We start from the raw sequence: 23,622 nt of genomic DNA, 5'->3' as shown, positions 1-23,622 counted from the left end.
CATTATCTTAAAATTTTAGGTTTCCTGAATTCAAGTTGCAAATGCAACTTTTTGATTATTTACAACATAATTATATTTTTAATTAAACCAAGATGTACTTACCAAAGAAGTTCTGTACATCTTGACTCAACATTTTGAGAGCTAAAACAAAAATATATCCTTCATTCATATCTAATGAAGAATTCTACACCATTTGTTCATACTGCTAATATCTAAGTCGTTTATTTTACTGTAATTATCTGCTTCACAACAATATCCGATGACGACTTTCCAATTTGAATTTTATAGCGACCAGGATTCACAACATACTTTTGATCTTGCTTACTCCACCAAGCCATATTGTCGATTGAAAATTTCAATTCTACTTTCTTGGTTTCGCCTTTAAGAACCGAAACCCTCTTGAATGCTTTTAGTTGGCGAATAGGCTGATAAACTTTTGAATCGAGATTCGATACATAAAGCTGAACCACTTCATCTCCATCCATTGCCCCAGTATTGGTTACATTCAAAACTGCTGTAACTTGCGTATCCTGCTGCCTTACTTTCAGATTTGAAAATTTAAATGAGGTATAGCTAAGGCCATAACCGAAAGGATAAGTTACATTATCTTTCATATACATGTACGTACGTCCTTTACTAATTTCATAATCCTCAAAATCAGGCAATTTGCTTGTATTGGTATAAAACGTGAGTGGTAAATGCCCAGAAGGATTGACTTTTCCGGTAATAATCTCTGCCAAGGCATATCCACCTTCCTGACCAGGGAACCATTGGAGCATTATAGATGGAACCAAATCGTTAAGATCTGACAATTGCAATACGGTTCCTCCATTAAGTACCACAAGTATATTCGGATAAATATCTGCCAGCGCCTTAATTTCTTTCATCTGATCCTCAGGTACAATTGAGTTCATTCTATCGTGCGATTCCTTTGCCATGCGATAAGTAATACCTCCCACATAAACCAGAAGTTTGTCTTCAACATTATCTATCCTGTTTTTTTCCTGTGGCTCAATCCACTTTAATAAGGCTTGGGCTGGAACAGCTTCCTTATTATAATATTCCACTTTTAGATCCACAGACTTACCTGCTTCTAAATAGATGCCTTTTGACTCTCGGGAATCTGGAGCTTTTCCACTCCAAATATCAATTATTTTCTCACCATTCACCCAAACTCTTGCTCCGCTAAGTGCAGTGATTGAAAAATAGTGAAACCCCGAACGATTGGGAGTTAAGTCTGCCGACCAGCGCACAGCAAAAGTTGGCTGAGGAATTTCAGGATCAATATGAGCCAATGGTTTCGGCAAGTCTAAATCAATGGTACGATCTGTTCTCACTGTCATGGCCATGTCGGTACATTTATTTCCCGCAAAATATTCACCTTTCACACCTTTTAAGTCAGGCTTTCCTGGGATATTCAAATTTCCTTCTGGAATAAACAACCAGTTACCCCCAAGCTGACCCTTTATTTCATATTTATCTCCGGCCACTTCGTTCATACCCAACATTGGAGTTACTGCGATGCCTGCTGCATTTCCACTATAAGCTCCAAAAGGAGCGTCCTTAGCATACGGTCCTGCAAAAACAATAGTTTTGTATTTCTTTGGCGTTGCCGGAAGAACATTTTTTTTGTTTTGTAATAGAATAGTTCCTTCTCGAGCAATCTGCCTAGCAATTGCGAGATGTTCCTTAGAACCAACAACTTCAGTTGTAATTTTGGTGTAAGGATTATTCTTATCTGATCTTAAAAGACCCAATTTAATCCGAGTTGCCAAACTACGTATAACAGCTTGGTCCAAGTCAGCCTCTTTTAGCAAACCTTGCTCAACTGCTTGTTTTGCCCATATTCTCTGATTTTTTAGTGAGCCTCCATCTGATCCTGAGTAAACATCTACACCTGCCGTAATCATCATCGCAGCAGCTTCTGGCCCATTTTTAGCATATTTATGCTTTTCAACCAAATGGTTTGGTACGCCTACATCAGTTACTACAGTACCATTAAATCCCCATTCTCCTCTTAAAACATCGGTCAATAGCCACTTATTTGCCGAACAAGGAATTCCGTTAAGCCCATTATATGAAGACATAATCGATTCTGCATCTTCTCGCTTAATCACATCCCGATAGGCAGGAAAATAGTATTCACGCAATGCACGCTCAGATACATCAGGGCGAACGAATAAGCGGTTATGCTCTGTGTTATTCACAACAAAGTGTTTGATTGTTGCCACTGTTTTCAAATAATTTGGATCATTACCCTGCAAACCATTTACAAAACAACAAGCTAATTCGGTGGCCAAATGTGGATCCTCACCATAAGTCTCTTCGGTACGTCCCCAACGTGGATCGCGAGCCATATTAATCACCGGACTCCATATTGTTAATCCATGATATCGTTTTGCTCTATTTTCTGGCGAATCGGCATTATTCAACGCTCGGGCTTCATCGCTAATTGCAGTAGCCATATCCTTAATCAATTGCGGATTCCAAGTTGACGCCATAGAAAGTGGCACGGGAAACTGAGTTGCCTCTCCACGACGAGCGACACCATGCAAGGCTTCATTCCACCAGTGATGGCCAGGTATGTTTAAACGTTCAATTGGCAGGTTTTCCATTTCGATCAAGTTGATCTTTTCGTCCAAGGTCATCTGCTTAACAATTTCTGTTGCCTGTTTTATGGCATTCTTATGCAGCTCGGTCCGATCTGGAGACTCTGCTCTCGCCCCAAATAAAACTAAAACACAGTACAATACGCCAATAATTATTTTTTTCATTTTATATGTTTTTTGTGTGTTTTATTTGGGAAAAACACAATAGATCGAAAATTAATTACAACCAAGTCCTTATTCTGATTTACCCTCTAAAAACTAGCGTAAATAGTCATGGTCTCCAATGTACTTTCTCAACACCTATTGCATTTAGAACCTTCTGTATTTCTTGCTCAAGCCTTAATAGATGCTGTGATATTTCATTCTGATCAGATTATTTGGATTCTCTTTTCCAAACGTAACTATCTTTCAGTAAATCAGAATATTCCGACTCGAATTGCAATTTCATTTTATTAAAAACTTCTGGATATTGCATAGCTACATTTACAGTCTCACCCCTATCATCTTTCATATTGTACAACTCAAAATCAGTCATCTCAGCTTCTTTAACCAATTTTTCATTACCCTCACACAAATTGTGAATATGACATAAATAAGCAGTATCAATTTTTAAACGACACATAATTTTCCAATCATCAATGCGCATCGCTACTCGATGTTCATTTATTGCATCATAAAAAGCCCAAATTAAAGGTTTAACTCTTTCCTTTTCCCCAATTTTAATTAATGATGTAATCGATTCACCATCTAAAGTTCTATTTGGCAAAGTTGCACCAGATAATTCAGCAAAAGTTGGCATTAAGTCGAGAGAGGAAACAATCGCATCTGATGTTCCGTTGAATGTAGATTTTCCCATCCAATACAAAATACCTGGAACATGAAATCCTGCCTCATTTGTCCACAATTTCATCCCTTTCAGATTCCCTGGAGAACCATAAGACTTTGTTGCTCGATAGTATCTGTTTAATGTTTCGGGACCATTATCGGATGTAAAAAAAACCAATGTATTATCGCTATAATTTTCTTCTAAAAACTGAATCAAACGCCCCGTAGCTTTATCCATATTTTCAACATTGGCAAAGTATTCTGCTTGATTTTCATTTTCAGATTGAGGAAGGTATTTCTCAACCAAATCCTTGGGCGAAGCAATAGGTTCATGTGGTTCGTGAAAACAAACCTGAAGGTAAAAAGGCTTATCGTCTTTTTTATCTGTAAGCCATTGAATCGCCTCATTTGCCACTATTTGACAACTAAAACCTTTCAATTCACCTACTTTTTTACCATTGCGAATAAAATTTCTAGGATTCTTATGACTAGGAACTGCATTATTATGGGTAGCAAACCAATGGTCGAATCCAAAGTAACCAGGAGTAGGCTGAGCATCGCTGTTAAAGCGAGAACTACAGTGCCATTTTCCCGACAAACAAGTTGCATATCCAGCTGCCTTTAACATAGCTGGAATCGTTTGCTCACTTGCTTGTAAGTGAACCAAATCACGACAATCGGGAGATTTTTTAATACCAGGAATAAAATCATAAACTCCACCTTTATTGGGACTTCTTCCTGTTAACAATCCTACTCGAGAAGGAGAACAAACAGGTGCAGCAGAATAACAATTTGTAAACTTTATTCCTTTCTCTGCCAATTGATCCAAATTTGGTGTTTGAATAACAGGATGTCCAAAGGTTGACAAATCACCATATCCTAAATCATCACACAAAACAACAACGATATTTGGTTGTTTATTATCATGTTTACAAGACGTAAACAACGAAACAGACAACAATACAATAATTATTAAAAAAAAACTCTTCATGGTTTTTTATTTTGCAGATAAAATTGAACATTTTCGAACGAATAAGAAATGTTCAATACTTTTAATTTTATATCTATTTTAAACATTTACGTAAAGAATAGTTTATTTTATTGTTCCAAATCTATTTCCACATTCCGAATTAAGCAAGCTGCATATTCTCCTGCAGTACACCATTAATAAAGCTTCAGAATATTTTTTTTTGAACGGACAAAAAAAAAGGTGCAATAGCCAATAAGGCTATTGCACCTTCTTTTAATACTTTCATAAGGTTTAGAAATTATTATTTTCGTTTCAACAATTTAATTTCTCTTCTATCACTTGCATCAAATTGCTTTTTCTTTTTTCCAATAGTGATCGTTACAGACACCTCATTGTGCAAGAATAATTTTCCATCTTTCTGCTCCAATACAACATTTCCTTTTTCAGAAGTAGAAATAGTAACTCCATTAGCTTCGAGCAGAGTTCCATTTCCCATAAACAACACAAAATCGCCATTCTTTTCATTCCCCACCAAAGCATAACTAGCATCAGTTGATTTATCTTGATAACGAGCTATTTTTCCATTATAGGATGAAAATACAAGATCTTCACGACCTGATTTCTGGGTAATTTTCAAACCTGCAAAATCTTTATTCCCATTTTCATCATCGAAACCTTCTATGTTTTTGATACTTTTTCCTTCGGTCGAAGTAAAGGGTTCGTACACCGAAACAAAAGGATGCTCCCAAGCTTCGCCATGCTGACGAGCAGCTAAAGTTAAATATGGCTCGTGATCAATATCGTAAGGAATACCTGTTTTATCTTTAAATGACTTACAAGAAGGCGACTTGATCGAAAATACTTCACGTCCTTCAGTACCTTTCATCCACAAACTCATATACACATCTTCTTCTCCTTCGGGTCTATCAATTTTCCATTCGGCCTGATAATCGTCAGAAGTTCGAACCGATTTTTTATCCCACATATAATCCAATCCATAAAGATGTCCTCCAGCGAAAGCCATTTCTTCACTTGGAGTCAATGGCAGTAGATTCCCTTTTGTATCGGTAATCTTCATAGTCTGACCTAGGTTATGATAGAAATAATCATGGTAAACATCTCCCTTTCGCTGTTTTTTAGAACGGAAAATATCGACATAATAACCTGTTGTCTCCCCTGTTTTCACAATACTCACCGTCCTGTTTTGGTCGCTTTGACTCTCTGGCTCTAAAAAATAAACATCAGAGTAAGTAATATCCTCATAAAAGCCTTCTTTTTGTTCCGATTTTGGATACTGTCCCATCAAATCGAAAGCATGATGACTTAACATTTCGGTATAAGAAGAAATTCCATCGACCATTACGGTATTATGAGCAGGGAATTGTGAGTAATACTCCAAATAAACAGGTTGAAGATAACCAGCTCCTTTTCCAGGATCGGCACCTTGAACCAAGCCTTTTCCATACAATTCCATGCTAATTCCGTTGGAATGCATGTGATTTCCCAAAGATCCGTTTAAGGAAACCATTAAACCCTCTTTGCCAACGCCCATACGTTGTACATGCCAGCTAACATTTGGCGCATAAAAAGTTTGAGTCAAATAATCGCTTACTACTCCTTTTTTATATTTCGGATTCAGCACTAAAGGTTTATTGGCAAAAAAGGACGATACTTCAGCTCTTGGTTTAGAATCCTTCGCTGTTTTATCAGCATTAGGCTCAAACAAACGATACATAGCCGTAAATTCCTCTTCTTGCTTTGTGTTGTTATATTTCTGAGCAAGATGTATCATATCTCCCATAGGTTCGGTAGAAACATGATCATAATAAGAATCCCCAAAGGCAACAATTTGTCCATTTGGAAACAAATATTGTGGCAACATTTTTACCGCTTTATCCATTACCGGAGTATAAGGCAAAATATTATGATCGAAAGTAGTATCAAAATCACGAATAAAAGCCATCAACTCCTTTGTAACACTTTGAGAATAACCCGGACACTCGGCCCAAACGCCATTATTAGAATCGTAACCATAATCCATTAACTTAGTCATAGACCACTGGCGTGGCGATGTTACATTTAAAATATGATTGATATAATACTCACGACCTTTTTGATCTTCATAGTTTTTATTATCACGCAAAACCATGGCACCCTTTAAAATTGTATTTGCCTGATGCAAATCCCAGTTATTCTGTGGTACACCATTTTTAATTACCTGATCAGTCCATCGCTTAATGGTTGCATCGTAATTGTCAATTTTATCTGCGTACTTAGCTTCAATATAAGGATGCAAAAAATCGTACAGTTCAGATATTTCTTTTAATGCTTTTTCATGAATCACCTGAAAACAAGTAAAGCCAACCAATGTTTGAATATGACCATTCATTAAATCAATAGGTTCTTTACGATAGTACATTCCAGCCATATAAGTATCGAACAAATCGAATGCAAATTTGGCGTAACGTTCATCATTCTCTAACCAATAAGTAAAGGCAGCATCGCGAGCTAAACCAATAATTTGCTCATTTATTTTATGAATGATACCTCCTGTTTTTGATGCTTCAGCCCATTCAAAAGGATTTCCTTCTTTGCTACGGTTAGGTAAATATAAACCACGTTCATCATCCATATAAGGAATGATATCTTCCAATTTAGGTCTTCCATAGACAGTCGTATAATCGCGCGAACCAGTAAAACGAACTGTAGGCACAGGAGCTTCACCATCGGAGTGCGAGAAGTAAATGCCATTTACATATTCGTTGATGGCTTTCGTTTTCCAATGCATTTGCAGACGCGAAACCATCCATTCCGGATCATCGATATACTTATCAATGCGCTTATGAATGCCTTTTAAAACATCTTTTGCCCAGACCTCTTTCTGAATCGTTTTTTCCAGATCTCCTTTTTCGTCCTGAGTAATATACAAACGAGGAAAACCCTCATGTAGATTTTCAGGAAGTGGAATTATATTCGTGTCCTGCGCCTTAGCAAGCATTCCAATACAAACCAATGCTACGAATATGCTTAATTTCTTTATCATGATATATTTATTTTCACTATCTATAAAATTCTTACTCCGAAAGTACGACTGTCTTTTGGTATGATTTTTCCAACCTAAATTCTATTTGATTTGAATTCTTTCTGTTGATATTTCCATTTCTCTCCACATAAGATCCATCCATATTAAACAAACGTATTTTTGCAGGTTTAAAATTGCTTGTAATAGGAACCTTCAAAACAATTGGAGCATCATTTTCAACCCAAAATCCATCTTCTTTCTTCTCAATAGAAACTGTTGATGCAGTATTAACCGATAATATCTCCCACTCTTTGTATTTGAATTGATAAACTCCTGACGTAAATATAAAATCAGGAATATCTTTTCCATCCTTCTCTCTTACTATCGATAAAAATCCTTTTTGATAGAGATCTTCATTTGAGATAATATCATCTTTTGAACTTGTGACTGCTATGTGATCGCTAGTCAATCCATCCGTTTGATTCACGGTAATTTTTTGACAAGCTGGACTTTCAGGAAAAACATCAAAATCTACATTTTGAATTGGGTTGTTTCCCTTTTCTATGTATGGATTAAAAACCAATACAAAAGGCTTTGTCCAAGCTTCCTCGTTTCTTCGTAAAATGAGAGCAGGAATGTCTTTACCGATAAGAGACTTTGGTGCCGTCGTCTTAGAAATAGCATTACTCTTAGGTGTTTTTACCGAGAAAACTGTTTGATTCTCATATCCTTTCACCCATACTTTCATCAAGTTATCAGGCTTATTAGCTTCTTTAATTATAAATAATGTTTTAAAATCATCATCAAAAGAAATAACCTTCTTCTCTGTTAAATAATCGTAAGCCTTTAACTGTCCGTTTTTCGACGTTAACTCATTCGTCTTTCTCAATGTCAACTCTTTATCATTTTCATCGAATATTTGAAGCGATTGACCCTGATTATGGTAAAAATATTCGTGCTTTTGGGCTCCTGATTCTTTCTTTTTAGATCGAAATAAATCCAACACATATCCCTGGCCAGAAGGCGTATTAATAATAGCCGTTAAGCGCTGCTGATCGGAATTGGTTTTAGGTTCAACAAACGAAAAGTTTCCGAATGAAACCTTTTTAAAGAGTGGATTTACCACACCCGACTTAGGATAATGATTCTCTAAACTATAAGGATAAAAACTACGCATGTTGCTATAGGTTGATTTTCCATCAACCACCACGGTATTGTGCGCAGGCATTTTCGAATAATATTCTCTAAAATCAGAATTCCAATAACTTTTTCCTTTGCCTTTATCAGGAGCTAGTACATAATTATTAGCATACAGCTCCATGGAAATTCCATTAGCATGTGCATGGTTGCCATACGAACCAACTGTAGAAACCATCATAGCCTGATCTCCTTCTCCCATTCGTTGCACAAACATGCTTACGTTAGGTGCATAAAAAGTAGGAGTCATTAAAGAAGAAGTTTCTATTTTGGCATCCGAAGATATTGGGCTCAACTCATCTACATAGAAACTAAGCTCAAGCAAACTCGTTGCCTTACGCTTATAAGATCCATCGGCTACAAAAGGGGTAAGCAATGAGGTAATCAGCAACTCTTTATCTGATTTATTGTATTTTTTGTAGTTGCCAATTAATAATTCAAAATTTTCGAACGGAATCGTGTTATGTTTAGAATCCCCAAAACCAACATTACTCCCGCAAGGAAATAGGTATTGAAAACACGCTAATGCAGCCTTTTCGATGATCGGAAAATTAGCCAATTCGTTTGCATTAGTCACATGATCTAACAAAGCCAATATTTCTAGCAAAGTAGTATTTACATGCATGGAATAAGATGCCGCTTCGGGCCAAATACCAGTTTTCTGATCATAAACCAATAGCGCATCTTTAATGGCAATTTGTCTTGGTGTAGAAATATCAAAAGTGTGCTCCAAATAGTATTGCTGACCTTTACCATTGGCATAATTCGAATCCTCATCGAGTGCCAAGGCAATATAAGTTAAGAATCTAGCCTGAAATAAATTCCAATTATTATCTGGAATTCCAAATTTGATAATTTGGTCGCCCCATTTTTGAAGAACAGCCACCGAATGATCTAAATCAACTTTGTTTTGATTAAAATAAGTAAACAAGTAATCGTAGGTTAACGCAAGATTAACCACCACTTTTTCGTGAATTACCTCGAAAGTGGCCAAACCAGAAATAAAACGCTGATTCGATTCATCCAAAATTTCAGGAGGATTACGATAGTACATCCCATCAACATAAGTCAGGTAGACCGGTTGCGCAAGCTTGGCGTATTTTTCCTCGCCTGTCAACCAATACAAAAAAGCGGCATCTTCAACAATCGACATGATTCGACTATTGATTCCTTCAATCATATGCCCCGTTTTTGATGGCTGAACCCACTCTTTTTTACCTGTTTCTTTGTGCTCTAAAAAAAAGCCTCTTTCATCATCAAAGTAAGGCTCAATATTCTCGAGAGATGGTGTTTTATAGTCGGTAGCCCAATCACGAGTTCCAGAATAACGAACAGTAGGAACAGGAGCTTCACCATCAGAATGAGAGAAGTCTCCACCTCGCAAGTACACGTTTGAATACTTGGTTTTCCAGTTCATTTGTAAACGGGACACTAACCATTCAGGATCCTTTTTGCACAATTCTAAATATTTAGCAACATGTTCCTTTTTCTTTTCAACAAAGCTTCTTTTCCATTCTACATCATTCACTGATTTAAGAAATGCGTCTTTAGCATCATCATTGTTTAAAATCCGTGGATGTTTAAGAACTTGAGCCATTCCCATAAACGGAATCAACAGCAATAAACATGCAATTAAGCTCTTCACCATTCTGGCTTGTGTACTAACTATCATTTGTTCCTACGTTGTTTATTTCTTTTTTATTTTACTAATTTGATACTCCTATAAACACAATTATTTCTGATTCCACAAACGATAAGGATCGTCGTTCGCTTCCATTTGCTCTAACAACAAAGCTTCCATTTCTTTTAATTTATCGGCATATTTTGGATTAGTAGCCAAATTAGTTTCCATTTCTTCAGTTTTACCATGTTCAGGTAAATACTCATTAGGATTTTCGGCTAAATTAAATAGCTGTGTTTCGTGAATAGCACCATCCATTACATCATATTTAATCAACTTCCAATCGCCTTTTTTAACGGTACGCATTCCTGGTTTTGTTCCTCCGCAATACACACCATACATTACGTCTCTAATGGTATTTTCCTTGCCCTCTAAAACGGGCTTAAAGCTTTTACCTTCTACTGTTTCAGGTATTTCTATACCTGCCAAATCGCATAAAGTAGGTAATACATCCAATAAATATATATTTCCTTCTACACGCGTTCCCGCTTTAATTCCAGGGCCATTTACAATAAATGGGACTCTCCATGTGTGCTCATATAAATTTTGCTTTCCCACTAAACCATGTCGTCCAATGGCAATACCATGATCGGCAGTATAAATGATGTAAGTATTATCCAACTCACCCATTTCTTCTAGCTTCTTTAATACTTTACCTATTTGGATATCGATATTTTCGTCGCAAGCATATTCTCGTCCTAGCTCATTTCTGATTGTTCGTTCATCTCTATTTTTCCATACTCCACTTACACGCTCTTCATCACGTAAATTTGGATGTCCATGAAAAAATGGATGCTTAGGAAGGTAATTGTCTTGCAATTCTGGTTGTTTCGGATTGGCTGCTGGCAAACTGTTTGGATCTTTGTGGTTTGTAGCTCCATATTTAGCTAGCAATTCAGGTGTTCCATTACGAGTATCGTGTGGATGTGAGAATCCGAAATAAATGAAAAATGGATCAGTAGTCTTTGTACTTTCTCTTTCATTAAGATAGTTTAATACCTGCTTTGAATGCCAAGCACTTCCAGTTTGTTCAGTTCCACCTCTATTTGTTTTGTCGTGAACCACAGTAAATTGTTTGTTAGCACCAGGATACGAATTTCCTTTTTTACAGGTTCGCATCGTTTTGTAGCCGGCTCTATTAAAAACAGCACCAATGGTTTGATCATCAATAGGATTTGGACCGGTTTGTTTCTGAAACTCGGCACTTGGTGGTAAGTGCCATACAGTACGTCCGCTCATAATCATATGGCGAGAAGGAGTACAAACAGCTCCATTCATTGAACCCATATTACGGGCACTTTCAAAAACCATTCCTCCCTTTGCTAATTTATCAATATTCGGCGTTTCAAGAATGGATGCAGAATCGTAAAGATTTAGATCGAATGGAGATTGATCATCGACCAGAACAAATAAAAAATTTGGTTGTTTCGGTTCCTCCTTGCAACCAACAAAAGTTATCGCCACAATTAAAACGATAAATACTTTAAATACAGATAATTTCATAATAGTAAGTTATAATTTTCTAATTCTCCAATTCAATATGCATTCTTAAAACCATTATTGGCTTTCTCACCCTTAATGCCACAAATAAAACAAGCCTAATAATAAGTGCTTCGATATAATTGGCATTGTACTTTTAAATTATTTTTAGTGAAACAGGATATATAAATAGAGCTTAATCTAATTATTTTAGAGTAAAAGGTTCCTTCGGCAAAGCCTAGAAAAATGTATTTCTTTCTCTATTTGTTATTTCGATTTACTTCAACGTTTCCGATTCAGAAAACAATATTTTATTTTGTTCATCAGTTTTAAAATCCAAAATATCTCTATCACCAATCATCCTTATAATAGAGCAGAAAATTAACAAAAAACAGGTTCTGAAAATCAAAAAAACAGTTCAAAATATAGGCAGAATGTTGCATATTGGATCAAACAAAAAGCAGAATCCTTAACTTGATGTCAGGACTCCGCCTTTACTCACTATTCTCACACTTATTAAAGTATACGATCTGTAATACTTAAGAACCATCTTTTTAGAATAATAAATCCTAATTCTCCTGTTCAATATGCATTGCAAAACCATTATTGGCTTTTAAATTCAACTCCATTGAACTTTTTGAATTCAATTGTTTTTCCTCAATCTTCACACGTGTTCGGGTTTTAACCGCCTCATCATCGGTATATATTTTTGAAGAGTATTTGGCTCCTTCTTTTAAAAATGAAAAGTCAATTTTTACTTTATTGGCTTTCTCACCGTTAATACCACCAATAAACCAATCATTCCCTTTTCGACGTGCTATTACGCCTAATTCTCCTATTTTACATTCTAAGACTCTAGTTTCATCCCAAGTTGTTGGTACATCATTAAAAAATTCCAACTCAGGTTCGTTCCCAATGTACTTTGTATCTCCCCAAAGTGCATCTCCTTTAATCGGTGCCATAGGTGCACTATCGTACCAGTATAAAAATTGAAGTGGACTAAAGATGCAAACTGTTTTAGCCAATTGAGAGGCATGAGAACCCATTTTCTCAACTCGCGAATTGTAGTAGCAAACAGTATTATCCGAAGCTCCTGCCAAAGTACGAGTAAACATATGGATTAAAGTTTGAGCATTGGTAACTGTAGTTTCATCCCCCCCAATACCTTCTTGAGTCAAGAAATTAGGGTAAGTTCTGGAAAATCCTGTTGGTCGATATTCATCGTGAACATCCATTATCATTTTATATTTGGCTGTTTTTTTAATCGCCTCATGTAACCATGCTGTTGCATCCTGATCGCCAACACGCACAAAACCATACTTGATACCTGCGATGCCCCATTTTTCAAATAAAGGCAACACCTCATCCAGTTGTTTTTCAAGAGAACGACGGTTGACATATAACATCACCTTAACGCCTTTTTCTTTGGCATACTTGCAAATTGATTCTATATCAAAAGGACCCTTTGAACGTTTAGTGTCAAGAGTAATAGTCGTTGCGTCAGAACTATCATCCATTTCATTTCCATACCATCCTGCATCAAAATGAACGTATTGCATGTTGTGTGAAGCAACAAAATCAATGGCGGAATAAGCTCCTTTAGTTGTTAAAGTCCCTTCTCGAAGAACTTTTCCAGGTGTAATCCACGAAACATCTTTAATGGCACAAGGATCATTTAAGTTCTGAATCAAATAGTTATTTTCTAATAATTTTCCATGATCTTCTGCTATCATTACTACTCGCCATGGCGATTGAAAAGGAAGCGCTTTTACAATTTTAGAGTGTAGACTCCATTGTCCTTCCAAAGCTCCGGTAATGGTATCTTGTTTTAGTGCTCCCAACTTTCCATCGAGACTAGAAGTTATTCCGAATTCGAACTCTTTACTCGCTTTAAAACTTAAACGAGCATAATCTACCAATTTAGCCTCTGCCAAAGCAATCTTTACATCTTCTGCAATTTCAATTACCAATGGACGCTCGCAACCCTCTTCTAATTCCGATAAAGGAATTTTACGATATTCTCCTTGTGCTGTTAAAACTCTAGCTTCTCTTTTGGGTGTGGACCATACCGAATAATTTTCGGCAAACTGATAGTTGATAAGCTCATCATCTAGACTTATCTTTTTAAAATTATTTTGCTCTGGTATTTCATAGGCAAAAGCCACTCCTTCGTTGTAAGCACGGCAAATAAGATTGAGTTTAGCAGATTTACTTTCCAGATATACTTTTACCTGATTATAGTTATCAGGAATTGTACTTCGTTCGCCTAAATCAGTGGTCCACTCATTATTAACTGTTGACTCCTCCACCTTAACAAGTTTAAAAGCCTTTCTAAAATCAATATCTTTTGATTTCAATTCAATCGTAGAAGGTAGAATAACTTGTTTTCCATTGTGATAAACCGAGAATTCAATTCCTTTTTCACTCGTTGGCATAACAGTTAATATCTGATTGCCGTCCAAGGATTTTATCTCAATTGTATTTTGCTTATTGCAAGCCATCATTAGCAATGATGCTATTATTAAATTTAAGTAGAGTTTCATAACCGGAATTTATTCTTTTTCGTTAACACTAATCTTTAACCTACATTCGAAACTATAATATATACATACGATGAAGGGATGTTCTCATCTCATGAAATGAGAAAGCTAAAGTAAATAAAGAACGTACATGTACATCTAATATAAATCCCAAAAAATAGTGAGCCTGTTGCACAGAATAATTCAATCGAAATAAAAAATCCTTATTGAACAAATACCATAATCCATAAGTCACTTATTATAAAACATAAATTCACATCTTACATTAACTGAAGAAACAAACTCGACTAATGACAAAACCAGTTTTGTTAATCAGAGGTTTTGAAGAGCGATGTTGGTAATCCTTCTTTATTATATAGATTTGCACCTTCAGGATTTGGAGACCAAGCATAACGTACTTCCACTGGATTTGCAATTTTCGGATGCCAAACCTTTACTTTGTTTTTACCAATAATCTTTGCCTCTGCCCAAAACCATTGTCCATCCTTACCACAAATCTGGAAACGTTTTAATGGCTCATCCACCTCCACAGTAGACTCCATCAAGTGCTTTTTTCCTACCATTAAACCAGACCCAACATGATCGAATGTTATGAGTATTTTATTGCCCTTTATTTTAGAATCTTTATATAAAGGCCCGCTATACACAATATTCTTCCCGTAGGCTTGACTAAGTGCCCATAAAGAAAGTCGTTTGCCTGTATCCAGCTTATTTTTAGGATGAATATCGTTTGCTTCACCAATATCGTTTAATACCGCCATTCCCGTACTTGGTACCTCAAGCGCAAGTCGCATCTGGTTTTGAACAATAACCCAACCATCTGTTTCATCAAGTGGCTCTGAATTTACATCCTTATAAGATGCTAACTGACAATAATCAAAAAAGAACTCTTTCTGTCCCCATGCTTTTCTCCAGCCATCAATCATAGCAGAAAGACGCATAGCATATTGTTCGGGTAAATTGTTTCCATTGCTCTCGCCCTGGTACCAGATAGCTCCTTTAACTGCAAATGGTGCAATAGGATGAATCATTGCATTATACAAAGTTGAAGCAGTTTGTTTATTTCTGTCGGGATGTTCAAGCTTTCTAGGTCTTCTGGGTTCATTTTTACCTTTTTGTTTGGCCTCTTCTGCTTTAACACTCCATTTGGCCATCTCTTGTTCAAACTCCTTGTCTACATTTTCCTGATTCCAGGAAGCTAGATTTTCATTATAGGCATCAATTTCATTTTTGTAAAAAGCTTTAAGCGTATCGTTTTTCTGATATGAACTCATCGGTATCCAAGGCTCTATTTTAGTGCCACCAAGATTACAAGCTATTATTGCCACTGGCACACCTAATTCACGACGTAATTCTCTAGCGAAGAAATAAGCCGTACCACAAAACTCATTTACTGAACCACTAACTGCTTTTGACCACGTACCTCTCCCTTGATTTTTTTCTTCTAGAACACTAAAATCTTTACCTGCTCTATACTGTCGAAATAATGAGTCGTTGGCTGTATCTCTTTCTTTCCTGAGATACTCAGCTACTGGTTCGTATTTTGGATCAGTTGCTTTCCCTGTCAACATTCTGAATGGACGATACATGTTCGATTGTCCACCTGCAAGCCAAACCTCACCCACTAATACATCAGATATATTTAATTCGGTATTGTCTCCATTAAGTTGAGCAGAGATGGTCATAACACGCGATTGTGCAGAAGCTAGCATAGCATTCAAATCAATTCGCCAAACTCCATTAGCGTCTGCTTTTACCGTCTTTTTTTGTTCCCCAAAGGAAACTTCGACCATCGCACCAGCTTCAGTTATTCCCCACACAGGTACATTTTGACCACGTTGCAAAACCATATGATCAGCAAAGATACTAGGCATTGATAATTCCATTGCCATACAGATGCTTGAAAGCATCAACCCAAAAACAACTAAGACTATTGTTCTCATTTACAATTAGTTTTATATTAATTATTATTTAACTCCACAACTTCTCCTTCACTTTCTACTTTAACATTCTTAGCCCCTTGTAAAAGGAGAACATTGGCTTTTGTATCGTTATTCAACTGAATATCAGTTGATTTTGGAATTGAATTTTTATTGAAATTTCCATAGCCTTCTTTGGTTGAAAGCTTTATCTCCATTTTTTCAGGTATAAAATCAGGATTGGAAGTTTTAATATTCACACAATGCCCTGTTCCATTTATTTTTGCCAACAAACTATTTGCAATACCATTTCTACTATCCAAAATTTCCATTTCGACATAAGCATTTTTTGCATTTAGATAAGGCACACAAAATGCCTCGGCATATTTGGCATCAGCACTGCAGTTGATTAAAGTATCGGCATTGCCCACATTAAAACCAGTAGCTACACAGCTCGTTACTTGGCAATTAATCACCTTATCAGCCGATGCACCAAGTCCTGTACAAATGCCTCTACGCATTTGAAAAACAGTACAATTTTCAATTGTTGTATTTTTAGTTGAATGCTTATTATATTTCGGATAGATACGTATGCCATCTTCACTTAAGGAAATTATTTCTCCTGGAAGAATTTTCCCATCATCACCCACTGTAGTTCCTTCAATATAGCCTCCTTTGCCGGCATAAAAATTCTTATCAAAGCAAAAGCCCGAAGTTTCTGCCAAAATAGCATCAGTGGTACGAAGTAAACCATCCACATGGCAATCTTCGATTATAGTATTTTCAGCACCTTGTATAAATATGGCATGACCCATTGCACGCATGTGCACCTTACAGCCCACTAATTTTACATTTTTGGCTGGATAACTAACGCGAATGCCATTCATTTTACGCACATTACTACCTCTACCAATACCATATAAATAGCCATATCCCCACGGACTAGAACCTGCTGTTCGTATCTCTACATTCTTAAGAGTAACTCTATCGCCAACTATATTAAACATTTTATTTTTACTTTGTCGACCATACTGCTCTCCGTATGTTTCTATATACAAACCTTCTAAGCTTGTATTATGTCCTGATATTTCGATAGCGCAATACAATGAATTTCCATCCTTACTATTCGTAAGATCGGTTCTACTAAATAACTTTGTATCCACCATAAACCGAACGCCATTCAAATCATAATGTGAATTATTACCTGTTATCTGAATAAAGCGAATGCATGTGGCATTGTCAACCTGATAAGATCCTTCTTTTAACTTTACTTTCACATTGTTTTTACCAGCATATTCAATAAAATCAGAAAGCTTATCAACAATAATAAAGTTGTCTTGACTATCCGAAATATTACCCATCTGAGCTTGGCATGATGTGCTGATCACCAATAAAAAGATTATTAAACGAAGAATCGTTTTAGTATTTTTCATAGGATTAAATTGTCTGTTTTTATATGTATTATACAGAAGTCCCAATAAATCTCATTTTAAGTTATTTGAGCTCTTCTTGTATTTTCCTTTAAGTGTACTTCACACAATCGTAGAATCATTGGTTTATTACTACAAACTCAGAAGTCACCATAAAACCATCCTCATCGCTAGCAGTCAAATAAACTGTTGTTGCCCCTGCAGGAATAATTGCTTTTATTTTTTTCTTTTCTAATCTTGCTTCAGAAACTTCCCATTTTCGTTTATTCCAAGCACCTAAATCTTTGGTGTACAATAATTCGACTTTAGTAACTTCCTTAGCAGTTTTTATTGCTACAGTAATGTTGTTCTTTTTAACTACTGGCTTATCAAAATGTATTAATGGAACTTCATTTTTTACAACACTATTGGCAAATGCATAAATTTCTTCTGGTTTCCAGCCTACTTTATGTCCATGTGGCATTTCTTTCTTGTATCGAAGCGTAGCCGGACCTTTAACCGATTGCGATGACTTTAGTGTGGAGAGCATTGAAAAATGCCTATCGTTGGTTCCATTTAACCAAAATGTAGGAATGCTAACATTCTTAAAATAGGCCGAACCATCATAATTTTCATAAACAACCGCGGTGTGTTTTCCTGGCTTTATGGCATCTCCTTGTGCTCCATCGGCCTCAGGTAAAAAACCACAACCATAAACAGGAATAGCAAACTTAAAGCGACTGTCAACACCCATTACTGTACTTGTTAAGTTACCACCCCAGCTAATTCCCGTAATTCCAATTTTGTTGGCATCTACTTCAGGAAATGAACGAATCAGCGAGTTCGCCAAAATAATATGTGCTACAGCATTGTAATACCATTGTTCTTTAATCGGTAAATCAAAATCCATAAACGTACCTACACGGGCAATACCCGGATTTTCTGTTGGTACTCGTTGCAACTTTCCTTCTATAGTGTCTTTAATCGGGTAATGTCCTTCTAAATCCATACTAATAGCAGCATAACCATGGTCATTCCACTTTTTTACCCATTCATTAAAAGCGGTTCCTCCTCCACCATGTACGCATACAACAGCGGGCCAACCAGCTTTGGGCATATTGCCTTTAGGAGCATTGTAATAAGCAAAAACTTGAACTTTATTCCCTTTGTTCGGAAGTGACTCGTACAAAATTCCAGTCATTCCTTCTTTCTGAGCTTTTAAGGTTTTTTCCCATTTTGGAACCTCATTTAGATCATTTAAATTCCAAGGACCAATTTTTTGTCCATATCCATTAATCACTATTACATTTAATAGCACGAAAATTAAAAACGTTCTTACTTTCTTAAATACTACAATCATCATGACCAAATAAATTATTTATTTAATGTTTTATCGGTGTTACTGGTTCATTCACAATTACTCCTTTATCTAAAGTAAACTCTATGGGTTTGATGCTACCATCTGCGTTGAATTCCATTTTTTCGTAACAAGCTGAACGGCGGTAAAAAGTTCCATCATTCACATCACCTCGTTGATAGAAGAAATACCATTGATCTTTAAATTCAATGGCTGACATATGGGTTGGAGCGTCTATCTGATTCTTTGTAATATAACCTTTAAACACTGCGTACTTTTCGGTTGGCAGAGGCGAATCAGCCATCCAATAGCTTGTTCTCCACCCTTTACGTCCCATAAAATAATATTTACCATCGCGTTTAAAGCAATGAACTGCTTCTGCAACAGTTTCCTCACTTAACCTGTGCCATGGCCCATCTAATTCCAGCATATTATCTTTAAGCTTTGCTCCCATAACATGACGACCTTTATCGCCAATATTCATCTTGGTATCGCTACCATAAATATAAGCCTGACCGTCATCATCAATAAATACAGTAGGATCAAAAATGGTCGTTATTTTATCTGTAACCGCTTCTTCCCATGGTCCAATTGGGGTGCGACTCTTTGCTACACCAATCTGTGTTTTATTATATGGGAAATAGAAATAATACCAAGCGTCTTTATAGGCTACATCTGGCGCATTCATTTGCCCATTAGCCCATGAGTATTCGCGAGGTTTTATAACGACGCCGTGATTTGTCCAATTAAGCATATCTTCCGACTCCAGAACCACATAATCCTGCATAGCACTGTAGTTTACCGCTGTATCCACATCGTGAGAGCAGTAAACATACACCTTACCATTATAAACCTCCGCTGCAGGATCGGCAACATATAAAAAGTTAGAATCGCTATTCTTTAAAATTGGATTTTGAGCCCAAGTCCATTGAACAAGCATACACATTAACAGTATCAAAAATAAGTATCTAGATTTCATAAGTTTTATCTTTAAAGTATCATATGTAATATGCATAAGTTCAACAGATCAGACTGGCTTTTGCACTCTATTTTAAATAGACCAAATCCAAAAAAAATGTAAATTGTATACTTACTTTGTTTGCTCTTCACGAACAAGCTTACCATCAATAATTTCTTTTACAGATACTTTTATTTGTGTACCATCACCTTCCATTTCAGATATTGCGATTTCTTGAATTCTTCCGTCAAGCAATTCAACAACTAATTCATTCGCACTTTTAGCTGTTACAGATTTTATTACTGATTCTGTTTCGTAAGGCTCAATAACCGATAAATAACGAGCCTCTTTTCCTTTGCTACGAACGGCCATCGTTTTTCTACGCTGAGTTTCGTCTCCCATTGGAAAATCACCACCTAATTTAGCTTTAAAGCTTACCGCTTCAATACCCGATAAATCAACAGTAATAACTGCTTCCTCGTTGGTGTTTTCTGGATTAGCCGGAGTTGAATTTTCCATTAGTTCACCGGCAATTTTAATGGGTCCATCGTAATAATCAAGCCCTTTGGTTTTAGGCATTTCAACATTCTTGTATTTTACCGGTAGAGATGAAACAAATACTTCGGAACCATCTTTTAAAATTATTTTTGCATCGCCCCAGAAAATGGTATTATTCCACTTACGACCTGGTGCTTTTGTTGTTAAAACCAATGTCTTTTTACCTCTTACATCAAGCTTAATTTGCTGGCTCCCTAAAATCCAAGCACCCGTACTGTCGTTCAATATGGTTTTATCATCGGCTTTTACTGAATACCACAACTGCTTACTCACTCGAAAGCTTTCGGGAACTGTTCCAATCATCACTTCGTTTTGTTTTGGCCACGCATTAAAAATATCCATCTTCAATTCACCATCTTCACTAAAAGGCATGCGTGCACCTGCATTATCAGCACCTTCTCCCCAACGGGTTACAAAGCTAGCTCTTGAAGTTCCTGAAGTTTTGTACCAATCGCAATCGATAATAAATTGAGCGCTTCCAAGTGGATCCGTACTCATTTGATTATCGTGACGCAAATACTCTTTTTGATCAGCAGTAATGCCTTTAAAACCTTTTATTTGCATCAACCAATCAAAAGTATGTTCCTTGTCTGCCTTTAAATAATCAGCTAAAATCACATAATCGTCCATCATAATCATTAGGCGTCGTTGCAAAACAGGCTCAGTATATTCCGTACACAGACCATATTCTGGTCGATCTTCAGGTATTTCAATAGTTTTACCATCTAACCACATTTTTTCAGGAAAGTCGATATCGTGTTGACTCGAATAAATCATACCACCGTAAGGAGGATAACTCCAACGAGTATTGGTTTCAACAGCTGTAGCCTGCATCATATCACCCGTATAGAAAAGAGTTTTGAAACTCTCTTTGGGTTCCTGCATTTTCTGATCGACAACAACCATGTTTTTATTGATGGAAGTTTGCACCAAAAATTTATACAGATACGAAGCATATCCATACCAATACATTTCAGGATTGTAGAAACTTCGACCATATCGCATCATACTAATAAAGTTTGTTCTATCGAAATGACCATGATGGCCACCATGAGAACCGTAATGCAAGGCAGCTTGAATTTGATCTTTTTGTTCTCTTCCTTTGGCTTGAGAACGAAGTTGAACCAAACCAATATTATCAGCATAAGCTGATTGTTTCATTTTTTCAGAAGTAACATTTGGCAAATCAGGGACACCATACAATAAATCTCTTTTTGTACCTCTGTTGATTACAGCTGCATATTCAGAGTCACCATATAAGTAATAAGCCAATTCATAAGGTTTACCGGTCACCATATCTTCTTTGGCATCGTTTACTGCAGGCAAAACACCACGATAATCAAGAAATGGAATAACCGCATCCCACATGTCTTTAATCCCTATGTTATTATTTTGAATTGTACCCCATTTCATAAATTGCATTCCATGTAATCCACCCACTCTTCGACTTGGGTTTAATGAAAAATAAGACGTAGTTCCAATAGGAATGCGCATATCTTTCATATTGATACCCCAAGGCTGCAAGGCAATGGCAATTTCAGAAAACTCACTGGCTACCCACAAGTTATAACCAACAGCACATTCGTACCACCAACCATCACTCATCACACCATGAGCAATTTGTTTATAGATACCTGTTGGAGATTCTAACAACCACTCAATGGAATTCCAATCTTGAAGGGCTAATGCACAATACAAAGCGCCAGTAATTTCAGCCACATTCCAGTTGCTAATTCCCCCACGTGTATTTGCTTTGATAGTCCTGTCGATGAAAATTCTAAATGTATTTTCAATTAATTGATGATCCTTATCAGTAAGTAAATCGCAATCTCGAATCATATCATACGAACGGGCAACACCCTGAAAAAACACACCCTCGGCAACGAATGAATCACCACCACCGTGAAGAGTCACAGGATATCCATTTTCAAGACTCGTTAATCTTCGCAAGAGTTTTAAAGCTTTTTTAACGTAAAGTTTATTCCCTGTTAATTGCCAGGCAATACCACACTCGTACATTCTATCGCCTTCACCTTTATTAAAAATCTGTTTATTTAGAACCGCTTTATTCCCCTCTGGAACTTCCCAGTTTTGAGCTATTTTTTCATATTCAGCTAAAGCCTCTTTCGCCCAATCGTAGTTTGCGATTTTATCTTTAACATCTTGCCATTTATCAGCAGTAAAAACAATATTAGGACTTGGAACCTTTACTGCAGTTGTAAACACCAAAGTCTGTACAGAAGAACCTTTCCCGTTAGGAATAATTTTCACAGTTTGCTTTTCGCGAATTCCTTCAGGTAAAGAAGAAGGAATACTTACTTCCAGCTTACAAACTTTTGTTTCATTGGGAGCTAGTTCAAAGTTTGTAGGTCTAATAACAACTTCCATTGATTCCCAACCCAAAGTTTCCAATTTAAGTTGCACTCCTTGCTTTGTATCCGTAGTATTACCTACTTCAAACTCATAACTTACACTTTCGCCACCCTTTGCCGAACGACCAAATACTTTAGCATCTGCAGAGATAAATTCTCCTTTTGTAAGCTGTACTTTTTGAATTTGATAGGTTGAATTATTTTTTGATTTTACAGAAACTTCAAGCTTCTTGATTGCCTGAAGCATATTGCCACGTTGACCAACATTCACATCGAGCAAGTCCCAAGGAATATAGATTTTTTGCCAACCTTGACCACTAACACAGAGCTTAGCAGTATTCACAGGATTTAACTCATTAAAATCAAGTGAATCTACTTTTAAAACTAGGGTAACATCAGCTATTGTCTCTGTTTTCAAGAATAGCTCGAAGCTTACTCCCGAATAAATGCTCAAATCAGCAGCATCGCCATAAAAATCGCGCATTAAACCAGGATATACCCGATTACAATTCGAATATTCATAAGATATAACTGTAGCATTTTTAAAAGTAGCTACTTCGTTTTTTACTTTTGATATTCCTTTCCAATCGGAAAAATTACGATTTCCAACCTCTGTTTTGAGTTGTGCATTTACTATTCCTGATAATAAAAGAGCAACAACTAATATAATTCCCTTCATTTTATCCTATTTAATCATATTTTATTGTGGTGCCATATCACTTACAC

At 36.5% G+C, this 23,622-nt stretch carries 11 protein-coding genes; all 11 read right to left on the bottom strand.

Annotated features, from left to right (window positions below):
• Positions 1-221: 221 nt before the first annotated feature.
• Positions 222-2,774 carry a glycoside hydrolase family 3 protein gene (locus EMN46_RS12640; protein ID WP_154201177.1) on the bottom strand — a complete coding sequence of 851 codons (2,553 nt, stop codon included), beginning with the start codon at positions 2,772-2,774 and terminating at the stop codon, positions 222-224.
• A gap of 208 nt (positions 2,775-2,982) precedes the next feature.
• On the bottom strand, positions 2,983-4,425 hold the full coding sequence (locus EMN46_RS12635; RefSeq protein WP_154201176.1) for a sulfatase-like hydrolase/transferase: 1,443 nt from the start codon (positions 4,423-4,425) through the stop codon (positions 2,983-2,985).
• A 280-nt stretch (positions 4,426-4,705) separates the two neighbouring features.
• Positions 4,706-7,447, bottom strand: coding sequence for a hypothetical protein (locus EMN46_RS12630; RefSeq protein WP_154201175.1), 2,742 nt, complete (start codon positions 7,445-7,447; stop codon positions 4,706-4,708).
• Positions 7,448-7,478: 31 nt separating this feature from the next.
• Positions 7,479-10,295: a heparinase II/III family protein gene (locus EMN46_RS12625; protein ID WP_229130364.1), complete on the bottom strand. Its 2,817-nt coding sequence runs from the start codon at positions 10,293-10,295 to the stop codon at positions 7,479-7,481.
• Between the two features lie 60 nt (positions 10,296-10,355).
• A complete protein-coding gene (locus EMN46_RS12620) occupies positions 10,356-11,807 on the bottom strand; it encodes a sulfatase-like hydrolase/transferase (RefSeq protein ID WP_154201174.1) in 1,452 nt (483 codons plus the stop codon).
• 545 nt (positions 11,808-12,352) lie between these two features.
• Positions 12,353-14,326, bottom strand: coding sequence for a glycoside hydrolase family 97 protein (locus EMN46_RS12615; RefSeq protein WP_154201173.1), 1,974 nt, complete (start codon positions 14,324-14,326; stop codon positions 12,353-12,355).
• Between the two features lie 305 nt (positions 14,327-14,631).
• Positions 14,632-16,266 carry a sialate O-acetylesterase gene (locus EMN46_RS12610; RefSeq protein WP_229130363.1) on the bottom strand — a complete coding sequence of 545 codons (1,635 nt, stop codon included), beginning with the start codon at positions 16,264-16,266 and terminating at the stop codon, positions 14,632-14,634.
• A gap of 17 nt (positions 16,267-16,283) precedes the next feature.
• Positions 16,284-17,675: a right-handed parallel beta-helix repeat-containing protein gene (locus EMN46_RS12605; RefSeq protein ID WP_154201172.1), complete on the bottom strand. Its 1,392-nt coding sequence runs from the start codon at positions 17,673-17,675 to the stop codon at positions 16,284-16,286.
• A 115-nt stretch (positions 17,676-17,790) separates the two neighbouring features.
• The gene (locus tag EMN46_RS12600) at positions 17,791-19,014 is read right to left on the bottom strand and encodes a S9 family peptidase (RefSeq protein ID WP_154201171.1); all 1,224 of its coding nucleotides are present in this window, start codon (positions 19,012-19,014) and stop codon (positions 17,791-17,793) included.
• 19 nt (positions 19,015-19,033) lie between these two features.
• Positions 19,034-19,987: a family 43 glycosylhydrolase gene (locus tag EMN46_RS12595; protein WP_195715264.1), complete on the bottom strand. Its 954-nt coding sequence runs from the start codon at positions 19,985-19,987 to the stop codon at positions 19,034-19,036.
• A 111-nt stretch (positions 19,988-20,098) separates the two neighbouring features.
• Complete coding sequence (locus EMN46_RS12590; RefSeq protein WP_154201169.1) at positions 20,099-23,575, bottom strand: hypothetical protein; 3,477 nt, start codon at positions 23,573-23,575, stop codon at positions 20,099-20,101.
• Positions 23,576-23,622 lie beyond the last annotated feature (47 nt).

This window comes from Ancylomarina sp. 16SWW S1-10-2, from assembly GCF_009669305.1.
Taxonomy (GTDB): Bacteria; Bacteroidota; Bacteroidia; order Bacteroidales; family Marinifilaceae; genus Ancylomarina.
The sequence above is the reverse complement of the archived record's forward strand: the minus strand, read 5'-3'. Positions and strand labels throughout refer to the sequence as shown.